Origin of the sequence: Acidianus manzaensis (assembly GCF_002116695.1) — an archaeon.
Taxonomy (GTDB): Archaea; Thermoproteota; Thermoprotei_A; order Sulfolobales; family Sulfolobaceae; genus Acidianus; species Acidianus manzaensis.
Window position 1 is genome coordinate 1,264,846 of the sequence record NZ_CP020477.1, and the last position, 15,735, is coordinate 1,280,580.

General features: G+C 29.1%; 13 protein-coding genes. 7 read left to right on the plus strand and 6 right to left on the minus strand.

Features of this window, described 5'->3' with window-relative positions; genetic code table 11:
• The first annotated feature begins 203 nt into the window (after positions 1–203).
• Positions 204–1,994 carry an alpha,alpha-trehalase TreH1 gene (treH1, locus tag B6F84_RS05850; protein WP_148691378.1) on the plus strand — a complete coding sequence of 597 codons (1,791 nt, stop codon included), beginning with the start codon at positions 204–206 and terminating at the stop codon, positions 1,992–1,994.
• A gap of 8 nt (positions 1,995–2,002) precedes the next feature.
• On the opposite strand, the gene B6F84_RS05855 is transcribed toward treH1, so the two are convergent.
• From B6F84_RS05855 to B6F84_RS05870, 4 genes are all read right to left on the minus strand, one after another.
• On the minus strand, positions 2,003–2,596 hold the full coding sequence (locus tag B6F84_RS05855) for a YkgJ family cysteine cluster protein (RefSeq protein ID WP_148691379.1): 594 nt from the start codon (positions 2,594–2,596) through the stop codon (positions 2,003–2,005).
• Between the two features lie 163 nt (positions 2,597–2,759).
• A complete protein-coding gene (locus B6F84_RS05860; protein ID WP_148691380.1) occupies positions 2,760–3,116 on the minus strand; it encodes a NifB/NifX family molybdenum-iron cluster-binding protein in 357 nt (118 codons plus the stop codon).
• A 377-nt stretch (positions 3,117–3,493) separates the two neighbouring features.
• The gene (locus tag B6F84_RS05865; protein ID WP_148691381.1) at positions 3,494–5,506 is read right to left on the minus strand and encodes a DEAD/DEAH box helicase; all 2,013 of its coding nucleotides are present in this window, start codon (positions 5,504–5,506) and stop codon (positions 3,494–3,496) included.
• A 65-nt stretch (positions 5,507–5,571) separates the two neighbouring features.
• Entirely contained in the window at positions 5,572–6,756 is a 1,185-nt protein-coding gene (locus B6F84_RS05870; protein WP_187152764.1) for an MFS transporter, read from the minus strand.
• Between the two features lie 126 nt (positions 6,757–6,882).
• Between B6F84_RS05870 and B6F84_RS05875 the strand changes: the two genes are divergently transcribed.
• Entirely contained in the window at positions 6,883–7,302 is a 420-nt protein-coding gene (locus B6F84_RS05875; protein WP_148691383.1) for a hypothetical protein, read from the plus strand.
• Here the strand turns inward: B6F84_RS05875 and B6F84_RS05880 are convergent.
• Complete coding sequence (locus B6F84_RS05880) at positions 7,297–8,181, minus strand: DMT family transporter (RefSeq protein ID WP_236749094.1); 885 nt, start codon at positions 8,179–8,181, stop codon at positions 7,297–7,299. The two genes, B6F84_RS05875 and B6F84_RS05880, sit on opposite strands and share 6 nt — an antisense overlap.
• Positions 8,182–8,415: 234 nt before the next feature.
• Here B6F84_RS05880 and B6F84_RS05885 point away from each other — a divergent pair, with 234 nt between their 5' ends.
• The 5 genes from B6F84_RS05885 (at position 8,416) to B6F84_RS05905 (ending at position 13,885) form a co-directional block, all read left to right on the plus strand.
• Positions 8,416–9,111, plus strand: coding sequence for a creatininase family protein (locus B6F84_RS05885; protein WP_148691384.1), 696 nt, complete (start codon positions 8,416–8,418; stop codon positions 9,109–9,111).
• Between the two features lie 59 nt (positions 9,112–9,170).
• Positions 9,171–10,439, plus strand: coding sequence for a cryptochrome/photolyase family protein (locus B6F84_RS05890; RefSeq protein WP_148691385.1), 1,269 nt, complete (start codon positions 9,171–9,173; stop codon positions 10,437–10,439).
• 46 nt (positions 10,440–10,485) lie between these two features.
• Positions 10,486–11,610, plus strand: a complete 1,125-nt coding sequence (locus B6F84_RS05895) for an MFS transporter (protein ID WP_148691386.1) — start codon at positions 10,486–10,488, stop codon at positions 11,608–11,610.
• Positions 11,611–11,722: 112 nt separating this feature from the next.
• A complete protein-coding gene (locus B6F84_RS05900; RefSeq protein WP_148691387.1) occupies positions 11,723–12,520 on the plus strand; it encodes a zinc ribbon domain-containing protein in 798 nt (265 codons plus the stop codon).
• A gap of 123 nt (positions 12,521–12,643) precedes the next feature.
• Positions 12,644–13,885, plus strand: a complete 1,242-nt coding sequence (locus B6F84_RS05905; protein WP_148691388.1) for an MFS transporter — start codon at positions 12,644–12,646, stop codon at positions 13,883–13,885.
• 10 nt (positions 13,886–13,895) lie between these two features.
• Here the strand turns inward: B6F84_RS05905 and B6F84_RS05910 are convergent, their stop codons facing one another.
• A complete protein-coding gene (locus tag B6F84_RS05910; protein WP_148691389.1) occupies positions 13,896–15,497 on the minus strand; it encodes a cytosine permease in 1,602 nt (533 codons plus the stop codon).
• Positions 15,498–15,735 lie beyond the last annotated feature (238 nt).

Below are 15,735 nucleotides of genomic sequence, written 5' to 3' on the forward strand. Positions count from 1 at the left end.
TATCTTTTCTACGCATGTAGATTTGTCTAATAAAATTTAATATTCCTTCTCCTATAAAGAACTAGTAATTAAATCTATTGCCCTATTTTAAAATTTAAACTGTTATTAACTTAACCAAATAATTTTTGTTATATTTTATGTCCTATTATTAGCAGTCTAAATATAGTAAATCTTATTATTTTATTTTATAGAGTAGAGTAAACGTGAAATCTTTACCTTGTATTAATAATGAATTTACAGGAGCCTTAATTGATGGAACAAAAATTGTTTGGTTGCCTTTTCCTAGGTATGATTCATCACCCGTTTTTTCATATTTATTGGATGAAAATAGAGGAGGATTTTTTGATATTTCAGGTGAAGTTTTAAAACAAGAATATATTATACCTAATGTGCTTTTAACAACGTTAAAGGATGGAAGTGAAATTACTGATTCATTACTTAGAGGAGAACATAGTTTAATTAGAAAGATTGTAGCTAAATCTCCCTTAATAGTAAATATTTATCCTACATTTAATTACGGAAAAAATAAAGCAGTTGTAGAACAAATTGGAAAAAACGTTTATAAATTTTCTAATGTAGAAAGCACGGAATTTCTTGAAGTTCACTTTGTTTTCGACAATATAGAAAAAATCTCATCAAATTCATGGAGAATAAATGGAGAAGGATATATTTACTTAGGATACTTCCAAGATGAGAGATTCGGAATTTACGGTAAAAATATAGTTACTTTTGATCCTGCTAGAGGACTGGAAAGAACTATAAATTATTGGAAAAATGAAATGAAAAGAGGAAGAAGTAAAGGAAAACTGCTTAACCTTGATATTCCAGGATTTTCCGGGGAAGAGATTTTAGATGCTTATCAGAATTCTTCAGGAATACTTTTAGGATTATTGTATAATCCTACGGGGGCAGTAGTAGCTGCGCCTACAACTTCTTTGCCTGAAATAGAAGGAGGAAGCAGAAACTGGGATTATAGATTTGCATGGGTTAGAGATTCATCTATAATTGCTGATGCTTTAATATCTGCTGGATATTCTAATGAAGCTAGACGTATAATAGAATTCTTATCTAGAATGGTATCATTTACTACTAAGCCTTTTATGTATCCATTATATGGTGTTGATGGTTCTGTTCCTCCAAAAGAAATAGAAATACCATGGCTTTCTGGCTATGCTAATTCAAAGCCTATAAGAGTAGGAAATGCAGCAGCTGCACAATTGCAACTTGATTTAGAAGGATTCTTTTTGGACGCAATGTACAAATACTATAGGGCTACAGGTGATGAAAATTATATAAAAGCTCACTTAGACGTTATAGAATATATAGCTGATTGGGTATCAGAAAACTGGAAATTAAAAGACGTAGGAATATGGGAAGAAAGAGGAGTCCAAGAACATTTTATACACTCAAAAGTTATGATGTGGGTAGCGTTAGATAGAGCAGGAAAATTATTAAATGCTATTGATATGGAAAATCCTTGGAAAGATGCTAGACATGAACTTAAAGAATGGATAATGGATAATGGAGTTGTAAATGGAAAATTTGTCAAAAAAGTTGGTAGTGAAGAGGTAGATTCATCATTGCTTGCTTTACCAATATATGGTTTTATAGAACCAAATAATGAAATATTTCTCAATACTTTAAAACAGATAGAGACAGATTTAATGGATCATGGACTAGTTAAAAGATATAAAAGGGACTTTTTAGGAGAAGCTAAATATCCATTTACGTTAACTTCTTTATGGTTAGCTAGAGTTTATGCTATGTTAGGACGTTTTGATGAGGCTAAAAACATAATAGGAACTATAATAAGTATCAGTAAGCCTACGTACTTGATAGGGGAACATGTAGATCCAATAAGGAAAGAATTTACTGGAAATTATCCTCAAGCTTTTGCTCAAGCTAATCTGATATTAGCTTTAGATGATTTAGCTGATGCAATAGATGAAAGAAAGAAGGAAGAGGAAAAAAGAAAATCGGAGCAGAATGAATAACTTATTATCTATTTATTTGAAAATATTCTCTTTATCTCTTCATATAATTCCTTAGGAGATGGATCTCTGTTAAGTTTATTCTTCAAATTCGTATAAACTTCTTTCATATATTCTATTACCATTTTACCAGAAAGACAATACTCAGGAACATGAAAGTTTGGAAGCCCTTTTCCATTGTACTCCTTTATAGTATTCATCTGCTCATCTTCTGTAGCAAAGGGATACGATAAACATGCATAAGGTTTAAATTGATGAATAGTACACATCCAATCTTTTTGAAAAGGACAAGGTCTAGGTAATAAATAAATATCACCTTGTTTTTGTAGTTTTAATTGAAGATGTTTTTTCATTTCATTGTAATCAAAGTTATATACTGGTACTGGATATCCAACTTTACAACATTTCCCTCCACATTGCCTACAAAGTTTGCCAGTCTCTTCATGAGTATTAAAGACATATTGAAAAATTATAGAGTATATTCCAAATTTAGCTATTGGAGAATTTTCATATTTTCCTAGGAAATTAATAATTCTACCGAGACTATCTAGATTAGATCTCAACGCCTCTTTAGTTAGTTTATTTATTTCTTCTTCGTTAATCATAAAATACATGGCTAGTTCTAGAGATAATAAGGTTAACTATATTAACAAATATACATGATAACTAGTTTATTCTATGTTCTTCCATTTTATCGCTTTTATTTTTTAAGTTACAAGTTTAGATTATTTATTCTCAATATGATGTAATAAAAAGATAGAATTATCTTTAATAAGAATTAGTTATTCTTTGATATATAGCTAGAAAGCTAGAATACGTTACTTCTTTAATATTTACCTCCCACGGAGAAATATTATTAACGTGCTTTCCGGGATTGTCTATTAATATCTTGACATTTGATTTCTTTGCCATAGAGTAGGAAGGAAAACATAAAGATCCATGGGGAGCAAGTAAGACATCTGGTTTAAGATCAAGACATTTTTTAGTTACTTTTGGTCTAGCATGTTCACTGTTTTTAACAGCTCTTATTATTTCTTTTTTATCAGTATCATAAAGTATTAATAGTGAAGCTTTAGGGAATATTTCAAGTTCGTATTGGTCATTTACTGATGTGCAAATAATCATTAAGTTTACTTTTAACTAAGTTATATTTAACATGATCTACAATAAATCTCATAGAAAAATTATAAAACAGAAATATCTTAATTTTCTTGATATCTTTTCTGTATATAATAACATAGAACACAAGTTGTGTACCATTTGGAAATTTAAATTACTAAATGAAGAGAAGAATGTTAATTTAAATAGTCTATATATTATCTTAGGAGTAATATAAATTTTAATAGTAGAAGATATAAAAGTTTTTAGAGAAAACTCGATTTATAATAAAATATAGTAAACGATAAACGTAATTCTAGTTAAAAATAATAATATATTACATAAAGGTTTCACTAGCTATTGCATGCCTAATCCTAAAATTATATATTTCAAGTAATAGTCTTTTATTTATCAAAATATTTATAAAATAGATATACTCCTTTATAAGCTATTATTTGTGAATTAATTTTAGCAATATCTTTTTCTTTATCTCTAACATCATAATAATCTATCTGAATTTTTGGGTATACTGTAATTCCATTTATGCTTACAGAAGTATTTAATATGACTGAATAAGTAGTACCTTTCTCTGAACTGGATATATTAACATTGTAATCTTTACCTTTTAGCTTCTCTATTATATCATTTTTTATGTTTTCAAAATTTTTTATTTCATCATCAATTTTTTCTGGAGACACTAACGTCATATACATTCTTAAAATAGCCTTTTTTTCAATTCTAATTCTATTCTTCTTTTCCAATACAATTCTACTTATTCCCCTAATATCATTCGTACATAAATTATTACATTGCTCTCCGTAACATAAATTGCAGTATCCAGCTAATAAAATCTTAGAGACAAAATTACCTAATGAGTCTGTATTATAATAATAAAATAATTTACCTTCTTTAATTGCTCTATCTATATAATTGTTCATCTGATCGGATGTTTCTTTTGGAGAAAGTAATGCTTCAAAAACATCTAATGCTTTATTTCCCGTTAATTTTTCATATGATATTACATTACCAGATTTATTTACAATATCTATAACTCTAGCTATTGGACCTTTTCCTTCTTTTTTCTCTACAATGTAACTCACATCAACACCTTCTAAGTAAAGATTTCTTAAGGCATCGTCTAGGTTATCGTACTCCGGAGTTTTAGGAGTTAATGCTACTACCAAGTATTTTATTTGATCTTCACTATTTTCTTTTCCATCACTTTCTTTCTTTTCGTCTGAAGCTTTACTCCTAATTAGTCTGCCTAATCTTTGATAGAATCTTAAAGCACTCTGAGGTACATCAGTCATTATTAAAAGCTTAGCTTCTGGTATGTCTATTCCTTCTTCTCCGACTAAAGTAGATATTATAACGTCTATGTCTCCTCTTTTTGCACTTTGCACTATTTTTTGTCTTTCAAATCTTGTAGAATCTCCTGTCAAAACTTTTATCCTTTTAGGATCTAAATCATAAATTGCTTTTTCAAATTCATATGCTGTGGCTTTTCTGGAAGTAAAAATTAATACTGGCTTAAAATCTTCAATCTTGTAGATTGTTAATATTTCTTTTAAAGCTCTAGCTTTATGGCTTAATTCTTTTGATTGACAAAGGAAATCAACGTAAGGGTTCTCCTCTACTTTGCCTGAAAGTCTATTAAAACTTTCACAAAAAGCTTCTTTACCATAACTGTAAAGAGTACCTTCTAGAAATTTTAGAGTATCTTTATTACCTTTTATTAATCGTCTAAAGAAAGCATCATATACACTATCCTCTTCTTTATTCATTTCGGCATCAAAAATATCTGCAATAGCTTTAGGAGGATTAAACGTTTTATCAATTTGAGATAATGCCTTAAAATCATAATTTAGAAATAATGGATTTCCAAGTTCTTGAACTATTCTAGGCTCAATAAGATATTTCTTATATGATGGTAACAATGCAGTAAATCCTAGTAATATTTTCGGTTCTAAATCAGCTATTGTCTCTTCATATCTCATGTCACCAAAAGCATGATGAGCTTCATCCACTATTATCGCATCAAATTCTGGAGCGCACTTAGATGCTGTAAAAGGAGTTGAAACTATAATTTTTTTACCTTGTTCAAATGCTGTACAATCTCCTTCATATTCCATACCTACATTATCGAAAACTTTTTTCCAAAACTTGTAATACATTTGATCACAAAGTAATCTAGTAGGTTCAAGAACTAGGACATTTTTTATTCCTTTTTCTAGAAGATAATATGCCATTAGTAGTTCAATTATTGTTTTTCCACTCCCAGTAGGCATAGAAACTACTATGAACTTTTTATCCTTCTGTTCTATAGATTTTATTATTTCATCGCTAACATATTTTTGATAAGGAAAAAGAGAAAATCCAAGAGATTTCTTTATCACGTCTTCGAATTCTTTTATCATTTCTTTTGCACTTCTTTCACATTATACATAATAAAGATTTTTCTTCGCTACTTGATTTGGAAAAATTATGAGACTGCTATTTTAGTTGGTTTAGGCCAAGTATACATAGAAACAAATACTACTGATAAAGAAGCAAAGTTTATTGCATCAACAAAATAAGGTAATGATGCCATTCCAAATGACGCTATTATTTCTCCTAATAATGCTGAAATTATTCCTCCTGCTACAGCACCTATATTATAACTTGTTCCAGTTAGAAATGCTCTAATTTCTGTTGGTACACTACTTGCTACTATCCCAGAAATTAAGGGCCAAAAACCTACAGTAAAAGCATATAAGTAAACTCCTGTAGACATTATAGGAATAGAATGCAAGAATGAAAACATTGGCATAGATAGAAATGCTGAAACTATAACTCCTACTATCCCAATATATACTAATTTGAAAGGACTCATTATAGAAGATAACCTACCAAAAGTTATATATGAGATAGCTTGCAAGCCATTAGCTACTGCCATTAAAATTCCAATATATGATGCTTGAAAATTTTCAGCTGATGCAAAATCAGGATATATACTAAATACTGATAAATATGCTATAAACATTCCAGACATTGCTAGAGATGCTTTTATTAAATAATTTTTGTAATCTTTTATATTAATTTTTTCAGTCTTTACTGTTGATTTGAAATTTTCAGTTACTTTGAAATAAATATAAGGAACTAAAATAAGAGGTATTGATCCAGTTAGCATAAATAAACGATATCCAAAAAGCGTATGCAATGAACTACTTAAGAAGAAATATGATACACCAGTTAGTGCATATCCTATAGCATATCCTGCCTGAACTATGCTATTAACTAGCTGTATTTTACCTTTTGGTACTTGCTCTATTGCCAGTACTGTACAGGCTGTCCATTGTGCACCCATAAAAGCTCCTTCTATTGTTCTAAATAATGCCATTAGTGGAAATATAGTAGAAAATGCGAACATAGTTTGAAATATACCGTATCCTGCAGTTCCAGTTAGTGCGACAATCTTCCTTCCTCTTGTGTCTGCAATTTTACCGAAGATGGATGCTCCTATTACTCTTCCTATTAGCCCTAAAGAAAATAAGAGTGTTAATTCAAAATAAGTTAATCCTAGATACTGATGAAGAAAAGTATATGCATAGGTAATTAAAACTAAATCGTAAATATTACCTGCCCATGCTAAAGTTGAGGAAGTTACTGAATGAATATATTGCTTCATACTAAATAATGTAAATAAAGATTTAAAAAAATTTATTTCTACACTAGAGAAAATATAATATTTTAACTCTAAAAAGAGAAAATGAAATAAAGATTTAAAAAGTATAATACTAAACCTTAACTTAAAATGGACCATCTAGATGATGTAATATTACAGCAAATATATAATGAATGTCTAAAAAAGAATAAATACTGGAATTGTATAGCTAATGAACTAAACTTATTGCCATATTCAAAAGAAACTAAAAAAATATTTATGCTAAAATATATTAAAAAATATCTAGGCATTAACACATTTATAGCCGGGATATTATCAAAATCTATCTTTAATTGTATAAATTCTAACAAAAACAATGATGAGATTGAATGTTATATAAGAATTTACGATCATTTAGAAGATTTGCCTCCTTTATTGCCTGATGAAATATTAATAAGAATTCATAAAACAGTAAGAATTTTATTAACGGAAAAAAGAAATGATATAGAAAATCTTTGTAATAAAGGTAATGAAATTGCTTGCGAAATTTTAGAAAACGATCTGCTATAATTTTGTCTTTATCACTTTCCTATTTCTTCTTATTCCTTTATCAATAATGGATATGCCAGTCCTCAATCTAGAAACTAATATTCCAATAAACATAATTATAATTCCGGCTATTTGAAATCCAGGTGGTAAGTCGTCATTTTCTACCATTTGTATTACAGTCGAGAATATTGGAACAGAAAATGAGGATACTGTTAATTTTGATATTCTTTCTGCTTTAGCTAATAAATTCCATAAGAAGAAAGATACTGCTCCTCCTAAAGTCGAAGTATAAATTATACCTTCTATAAATTCTGAAGTAAAACTTATTGTATGAACTGAAATAGTAAAAGGTGTTAACAACAACGAGCCAATAACAAATTGAGACATATTTATATCATAAATATTATAATCTTTCAATTTCCTATAGTATACCGTAAATCCTGCCCAAAATATAGCATTAGCTATAGTTAATATCGCACCAAATAGTGAACCCAAATGAGAAGCTAAAGGTATTGAATACAATATTACTCCTAAAAAACCTATAGATAATCCAGCATATTCTATATAGCTAGGCTTCTCTTTTATTATAAGGAAAGCTAAAGGCAAAGAGAAGAGAGGCATAGAATAGCTTAATACTGCGCTAGCAGCAGGCGACACATAAATTAGACCATAAGCCCATAATACTGAACTTGTAGTAGTAAAAATAGATAGGGTAATAATATCTCTATTAAATATAAGCTTTCCTCCTAGAGCAAAAAATATACCTGCTGATACTGTGTATCTTATTAGATTAAAGATAAATGGTGAAGATGAAGCTACTGCCTCTTTAGCGAATATGTAATTAAAAGATGAGATTATGACATAAGGAATCAAATAATATATTGACCTCAATTTTGACAAATGAAAGGACAAGTATCGAATTTAAAAGATTTTATCTAATTAGATGTAGGTCTTTTAGGCTTTAATTTCTAGTAAAGAGATATTTTTCCTTAACTTTTACTAATTACTAGTTAAAACAATCAAACTTAATGTACTAATCTTTTATTATTTAGCGTTAAATAAATGAATGGATTATAAATAATAACGTTATAATAGAAGAACATTTTTATCTTAGAAGATTAGTATAAAAATATCATGTATCTTTTATATTCTACAAGAGATGAAATAAAAGGGAAAATAGGACTATTACCAGTTGGGAGTATAGAACAACATGGCCCTCACTTACCTATGGGAACTGATATAATAATAGCAGAAGAAATCGCAAAAAACGTTGAAAAAGAGTTTCCAAACGATGTAGTATTATTTCCTTCTATCTATTATGGTTGCTCATTAGAACACAACGGATTCCCTTACTTAGGTGTCCAATATATTAGTTTTCTAAACTATATGCTAGATATAATAGAAAAATCGAAAGAATTATTCAAATCGATAATTATAATAAATGGACATGGAGGAAATGAATCAATATTAGATATAATACGAAGACAGATTAACTTTACTTCAAGTGAGTTCAAAGTATATATATTTAGCATGGTAGGTAGAGATAGTAATCTATTTGAGGCAATTGACATGCATGCTGGATCGCTGGAGACTTCTAGAATGAAATATCTCCATCCAGAATTAGTTAAAGAAGATAAGATAAAAGAAATAAAGAACCTCACTGTAAAAGATGGCGTATTTAAGGAAATCACTACTAAAGAAGCTAATCCTTATGGGGTTATAAACATTGGAAAATTAGAAATAGATCCTGAAAAAGGTAAGATTTCAATTCAAAAAGCTAGCACAGAATTAAAAGAATTAGTGATAAAAATACTGGAAAAAGAAAAGTAGATAGCTTATGATTAATTATTTTTAACAAATAGCTTTAACATGCTTGATAATCTTCGAATATGAATTGTGCATTTATATTTCGAAGAGATTTAAGAATTTACGATAATACTGGACTATTACATGCAGGAGAAGAATGTGAAAAAGTGTATCCAATTTTTATCTTAGATCCTAGACAAGTTGAAAATAATCCCTATAAATCAGAAAAGGCTGTTCATTTCATGTACAACTCATTGAAAGACTTAGATTTGCAAATTAAAGAAAATGGAGGAGAAGGATTAATAATATTCCATGGAATTGCTGAAGAAGTAGTAAGAAATCTATCTTCCAAAATAGATTATTTTTACGTTAATGAGGATTATTCACCTTTTAGTATAAAAAGAGATCAAGACATAGAAGCTATAGCTAATTTAAAATCTTATCAAGATTATTTGCTATCAAGTAAAGATATTATTCCAAGATCTTTTACTTCATTTTATTTAAAGGTAAAGGATAAAGTTAGAGAACCCAAAGAAGTAAAGGAAATAAATTTTGGCTTTTTAGAGGGAGACATAAATATAGGTGAATTGAAATCTGAAAATTTAAGAATAAAAGGAGGAAGAAAAGAAGGACTCGAATTACTTGAAAGAGCAAAGCATGTCAACTTCGAAAAAAGAGATTTTCCTAGCTTGGAAAACTATACTTACTTATCGCCTCATTTAAAATTTGGAACTATTTCGATAAGAGAAGCATATTTTGCAGTAAATAACGAGAGTTTTAGAAGAGAATTGTATTGGAGAGATTTTTACACACTTATAGGGTATCATTATGATGTTTTTGGAAAACCTTTCAAAAGAGAATATTCAAATATAAATTGGGAGAATAATAAAGAATATTTTGAGTTATGGAAAGAAGGTCGAACAGGATACCCTATTATTGATTCTGGAATGAGAGAACTTAACGAAACTGGTTATATTAACAATAGAATAAGAATGCTTGTATCTTATTTTCTAGTAAAAGTTCTATTTATAGACTGGAGATGGGGAGAAATGTATTTTGCGCAGAAATTAATAGATTATGATCCACTTATTAACAATGGAAACTGGCAATGGATAGCGTCAACAGGAACGGATTATATTTTTAGAGTTTTTGATCCCTGGAAACAACAGAAGATTTATGATCAAAATGCTGAATACATAAAGAAATGGGTAAAAGAATTAAGAGATTATTCAGCAGAGGAAATTCACTCATTATGGAAAAAAGGAAATATTATAGATTGGAGAAAAAGGGTAAATTTAGTTAAGCAAGAGTACGACAGAGCAAAAAATAAAGATAATAAATTAAATAACTAAGAAAACGTGAGATAACAATATATACATGAAATTTTTTCTATCAGTTGTGAGAGAAACAACTAAGCTAGCTTTGTTAGGAGGAATGAGATCGCTAGGAGGATCTATGGTATGGCCATTTATAGGATTTGCATTATATGAAACTTATCATTTTAGTTTTACCTTCGTCTCAATATTTTATATTCTTCAAGGCATTGTAAGTATAATAGCGTACATTTTAGGCGGATATCTAACAGACTTTTTAGGACGAATAAAAATTATGATATTATCGTCTATCTTTTCTTCCATTTCCTTATTTTTAGCTTTTTTAATAAATATACCAATAGCAGTAAGTTTACTTATTTTAATTCAAACGTTATTTAATTCAATCTATAATGTAGGAAATACTTCAATAATAGGAGATCTAAATAAAGAATTCACCAATCTAGTTAGATCATTTAGCAAAATAAGAGTAGGTATAAATGCAGGATGGAGTGTTGGACCTGTTATAGGCGGATTATTATTCACTACTCTGGGATTTAGAGATATATTATTCTTCGCTTCAATTCTATCTCTTTTGGCACTTCCATTATTATTCAAGTTCCCTGAATTCAAAGGAAAAATAGAAGTTTCGTTTCATTTAACTAAAAACCTAGCTAAGTTTTTGATTCCAACATTTTTCACATTTATGATTATGGGCCAATTAGGATTTTCTTTATTGACTTACTATAATTTAGTTGATAAATTTACTACTTTTCAAGTTAGTTTACTCTTCATGATTAATGGCTTACTAATAGTTATGTTTCAAAATATGATAGGAAAGAAACTAACAACTAAAATGATAATCCCCGGAATGGCTATATATTCTATTGCATATTTTAGTATTGCTTTCATAACTAATTTCTTATGGGCTTGCATAGATGTTGGAGCTATAACTTTAGGAGAAATGATTGTTTCTCCTTTATCTCAAGCAATAGCTTCATCCCTAACAGATAAGGAAACTAGAGGCAGAACTATTGGAGTATACGGAATGATTACCGCATTGGGCAGAGTTAGTGGATCTTCCTTTTCAAGTTACTTAATGAACTATTTTCTTTATTCTCCTTTATTATTATGGGGGGCAATAGCAAGTTCTGGAGTTATTTCTATTATATTTTACTATATCTTTAAGACATATATGCAAAACTTAACATAAGATTCTTTTAATTAGATATTATCTAAGGAATTAACTTTCAATAACTCTTTTTCAAAATAATAAAAGTTAAGGTTTGAATGTATTTAAATATAATAAAATATAAGAGAATACCATGAAAAAATGTCCTATTTGCGGAACAGAAAATCAAGATGATGCTAACTCTTGCAGTAATTGTGGATATATTTTCCCTTCTTTAGAGCCTTTTCCCAGCGAACAATCAAACTCAGCTTCAATGCCAGAAGGACAACCACAATCTAATGGAGCTCCTCCAGAAGGCTCACCAACCAATGTAAATAATACATCTAACAAGAGAAAAATAACGCTAGGAATACTAGGAATAGTAATTATAGCGCTAGTAGCTTTTGGATTTCTAGTCTTACCGTCCTTATTATATCATAGACCTAACAATATTCTAGGTATTACTGAAAAATATTATGGTAATGAGTGGTATATTTTGAATAGTGATTCAGGATCAGAGATTATTTATTCAAATAATACTGCTAGAGTATCATTACTTAATGGGACATCACAAATAATAAGTTATAATTCTAGTGGGCTAGCAGGAACGACATTACAGATTACTATATTGAACCAGAAAACAACTAATTACTCAATATATATACTTAATGTAAATTTTTCCAATATTACAGTAGCTAATGAATATTTTAATTATTCTACTTCATCATTAAAAGAAGAAATATCAAGCCTAAATATTCCTTTAAATAATATGACGTTTCAGCAATTCTCGATATTCTATATTACTGGAGGAAATATAACTATAGATGGAACGCAATATCCTATTCCTGGTATTGCAATGGCTGGATATAATAATCATTTTATAGAAATAGAATCTAAAGGTATAATATTAAATCAGAATTTTATTAAAGCAATAGTTTCTTTTTTAAATTAGACAACTTACGCTAGCCAGTATAAAATGTTAAATTAAAATCTTTAAAAGATAACGGGAAAAATATAAAAGATTTTTAAATTTAGAAGAGAAATCTTTAAATTTAAAATATTATTTTTCTTACATATGAATAGAAAAGATCTAATATTAGCTTCAATGATGGGAACTATAATTGAATGGTATGATATATTCATATTCGGAACTGGAGCTATTTATATTTCAGCTGAATTATTTCCTCCAACGAATAAGACTGTTGCGTTACTTAATACTTTTCTAGTGTTTGCTTTAGGATTTGTAACTAGGCCAGTAGGAGCTATAGTTTTCGGGCATTATGGAGATAGAATAGGAAGAAAAGTTATGTTACTTTTTACCTTATTAGCTTCGGGTATATCAAGTGGATTAGTAGGACTACTTCCCACATATGATCAGCTAGGATTATTAACTATTATACTCCTCGTAGTTCTTAGGTTAATTTTAGGATTCGGATTAGGAGGAGAATGGGGAGGAGCTGTCTTATTGCTTACCGAAAATTTTTCTTCTAGGAAAACATTTTGGGTAAGTTTTGTTCAGTCTACAGTAGGAATAGCATTAGTACTAGGAAGTAGCATTTTTCTTATACTATCTTTATTAACTCCTTCACAATTCATGTATTCTATAGGATGGAGAATTCCCTTTTTATTATCATTTTTAATAACAATTGTAGGGATCGTAATACGGTTAAAAATAGAAGAAACTAAAGAATTCCTAAAAATTAAAGAAAGAAATGAAATATATAAATTACCTGTAAAAGAGTTATTTAAATTCCATACTAAGGAAGTAATATTAGGTACTTTATTATCTGGGGCATTAGGAACTATATTCTACGTTGGAGCGATACTTCTTCCTGCAGTAATGGAAGGTCTAGGAGTTATTTCACCTTCACAAGGTTTCACAGCAACATTAATAATGGGAGCGCTAGATTCTATCTTTGTCTTCATAGGTGGAAAATTAACTGAAATCGTGAATAACAAAATAAAAATACTTATCTTATCAAATATTATTGGTTTAATATTATTATATCCATCATTTTATATTAAAGATCCATTAATTGTAGTTACGCTAATATCTTCTTATGGAATAGTTCATGGAATAGGATATTCTCCTTTAGCATCATTACTTTCTGATTTATTTCCTACTAATATAAGATATTCTGGCTCATCAGCAGGATATCAATTCGGAAATTCATTTATTGGAGGGCCTGCTAGTTATGTTTCAGACTTTTTAGGAGCAATAAGTTATGCATTGTATCCAGTTTTTGCTGTAAGTATAACATTAATATCTCTGATTAGTTTGTTTACTAGTAAAGAGAAAAATACTTTAGAAAAATAAATTAATACATTCATTTTTTATTAATATTAAAAATTTTTCTTGTATCTTCTGAATAATATCCTTCTTTTAATGAACCTTTTAACTCTGGCTGATATTTTGGAATTATCCACAAAACCATTAATGGAATATATATTAGACCTGAAAGAATGAACGATAGAATCCAAGCATTATCTAATACTATATTTTCTCCGTTGTATGGTAAATAAATTATTAGAGAAACTATAAGGAATGTTATAACAGCAGCTGGATTCATTCCTCTCCAATATCTAAATCTTCCTTTTGACCAAAACACGTCAGTTAATTCAAATTTAAATCTTCTTATTAGAGCATAATCAAAAATTATTATTCCTTCTACACTTCCTAGTAAACCTCCATATGTTAGTAACCAATTATCAATAAAGCTATATGCATTGCCATAAAAACTCCATGCCCCTATAGATAATCCAATTAAAATCAAAATTAATGATCCCTTAAACCAAGATAATACTCTAGGAAAAGTATTAGCAATATCATATGCTGGACCTACTGCATTAGCAAATACGTTGACTAAAAAAGTAGCTATGATAAATGTAAAAAGTATTGGAATACTTAAAAATGGAGGCATATGTAAGGTTGCTAATATTATTGGATCCCATATTGCCTTGCCATAAAGGGTTAACGATGAAGCAGTTGTCATAGTTGACATCAAAGCGATAGATAACATTATGAATGGCATAGGAATTTGACCTATTGCTTGAGAAAACTGGTTTTTAGCAAATCTAGTATAATCAGGCATAGTTAACGCCATAGTTGCCCAAAATGCTATGTTAGCATTAAGAAAAGCTAGTATAGACAGTAATGAAGGAGAAGATGATGAAGAAGATATAGAAAATAAAGAAGAAGTGTTCCAGCCTATTTTGTCCATAAAGAATATCCAAAGTGTTAAATATCCTGCTAGTATTAGTGGACCTCCTATTCTAGCTAACCATTTCAATACTGGCTGTGACTTATTTATTGGAGAGAAATAAAATACTATTATTTGCATTACAATAATAAGTATAAAAGATAACCAAAATATTAAGGGAAAATCCTTGCTTAAGATAAATGGATAATCGGAATAATTATTTACTGCATAACTTATTATGCCTAATTTATTTGTAGTTATAGCATATATTCCAGTTATTGCTTCAGCTATAATATAACTCTCAATTCCCCACCAACCTGCGCCTATTATTGCTCTTATCCAGCTAGGAATTATTGCACCATATATTCCCCATCTTGTTCTAGTTAACTGTGGTTCTGCTAAACCATATCTAGCTCCTCCATGAGATTGAATTAACATTGGAATTAATACAATAGCGTTTCCCAGAAATACTATAAAAATAGATTGAATAACACTTAAACCTAAGGACAATCCAATACTAGCTAAGCTCCACGATGGAATAATAAAAGCCATAGATATCCATATCCAAAAGTATGTTGACCATCCCCATGTTCTTTTATTAACTTTGATTGGGTGTATCTCAGCATTCCACAGATATTTTTCCCTTGGAAAAACAGTTTCTAGATCTACTTGTCCAGAATTTTTATGAAAAACTGTGACCGAAACCCTATCTAGGGTTTTTTCTGCCATTAGATATCAGATGGATAATAAGATTCTCTTATAAATGATTTTCTTTAAGTATGCCCAACAGGAATAGCTACTCTTCCAAGTAGATATCATCTAAAAGCCAAAATCTTAACTTGAGCTTTAGCAGATATAATAAGGTAAATCGTCGTAGTTTTAATTTCACAAGAAAGGGTATAACTGGTACCTTGAATATCATTCTAAATATATTAATTTTATAATTCCTAAGATAGAGTTACTAATG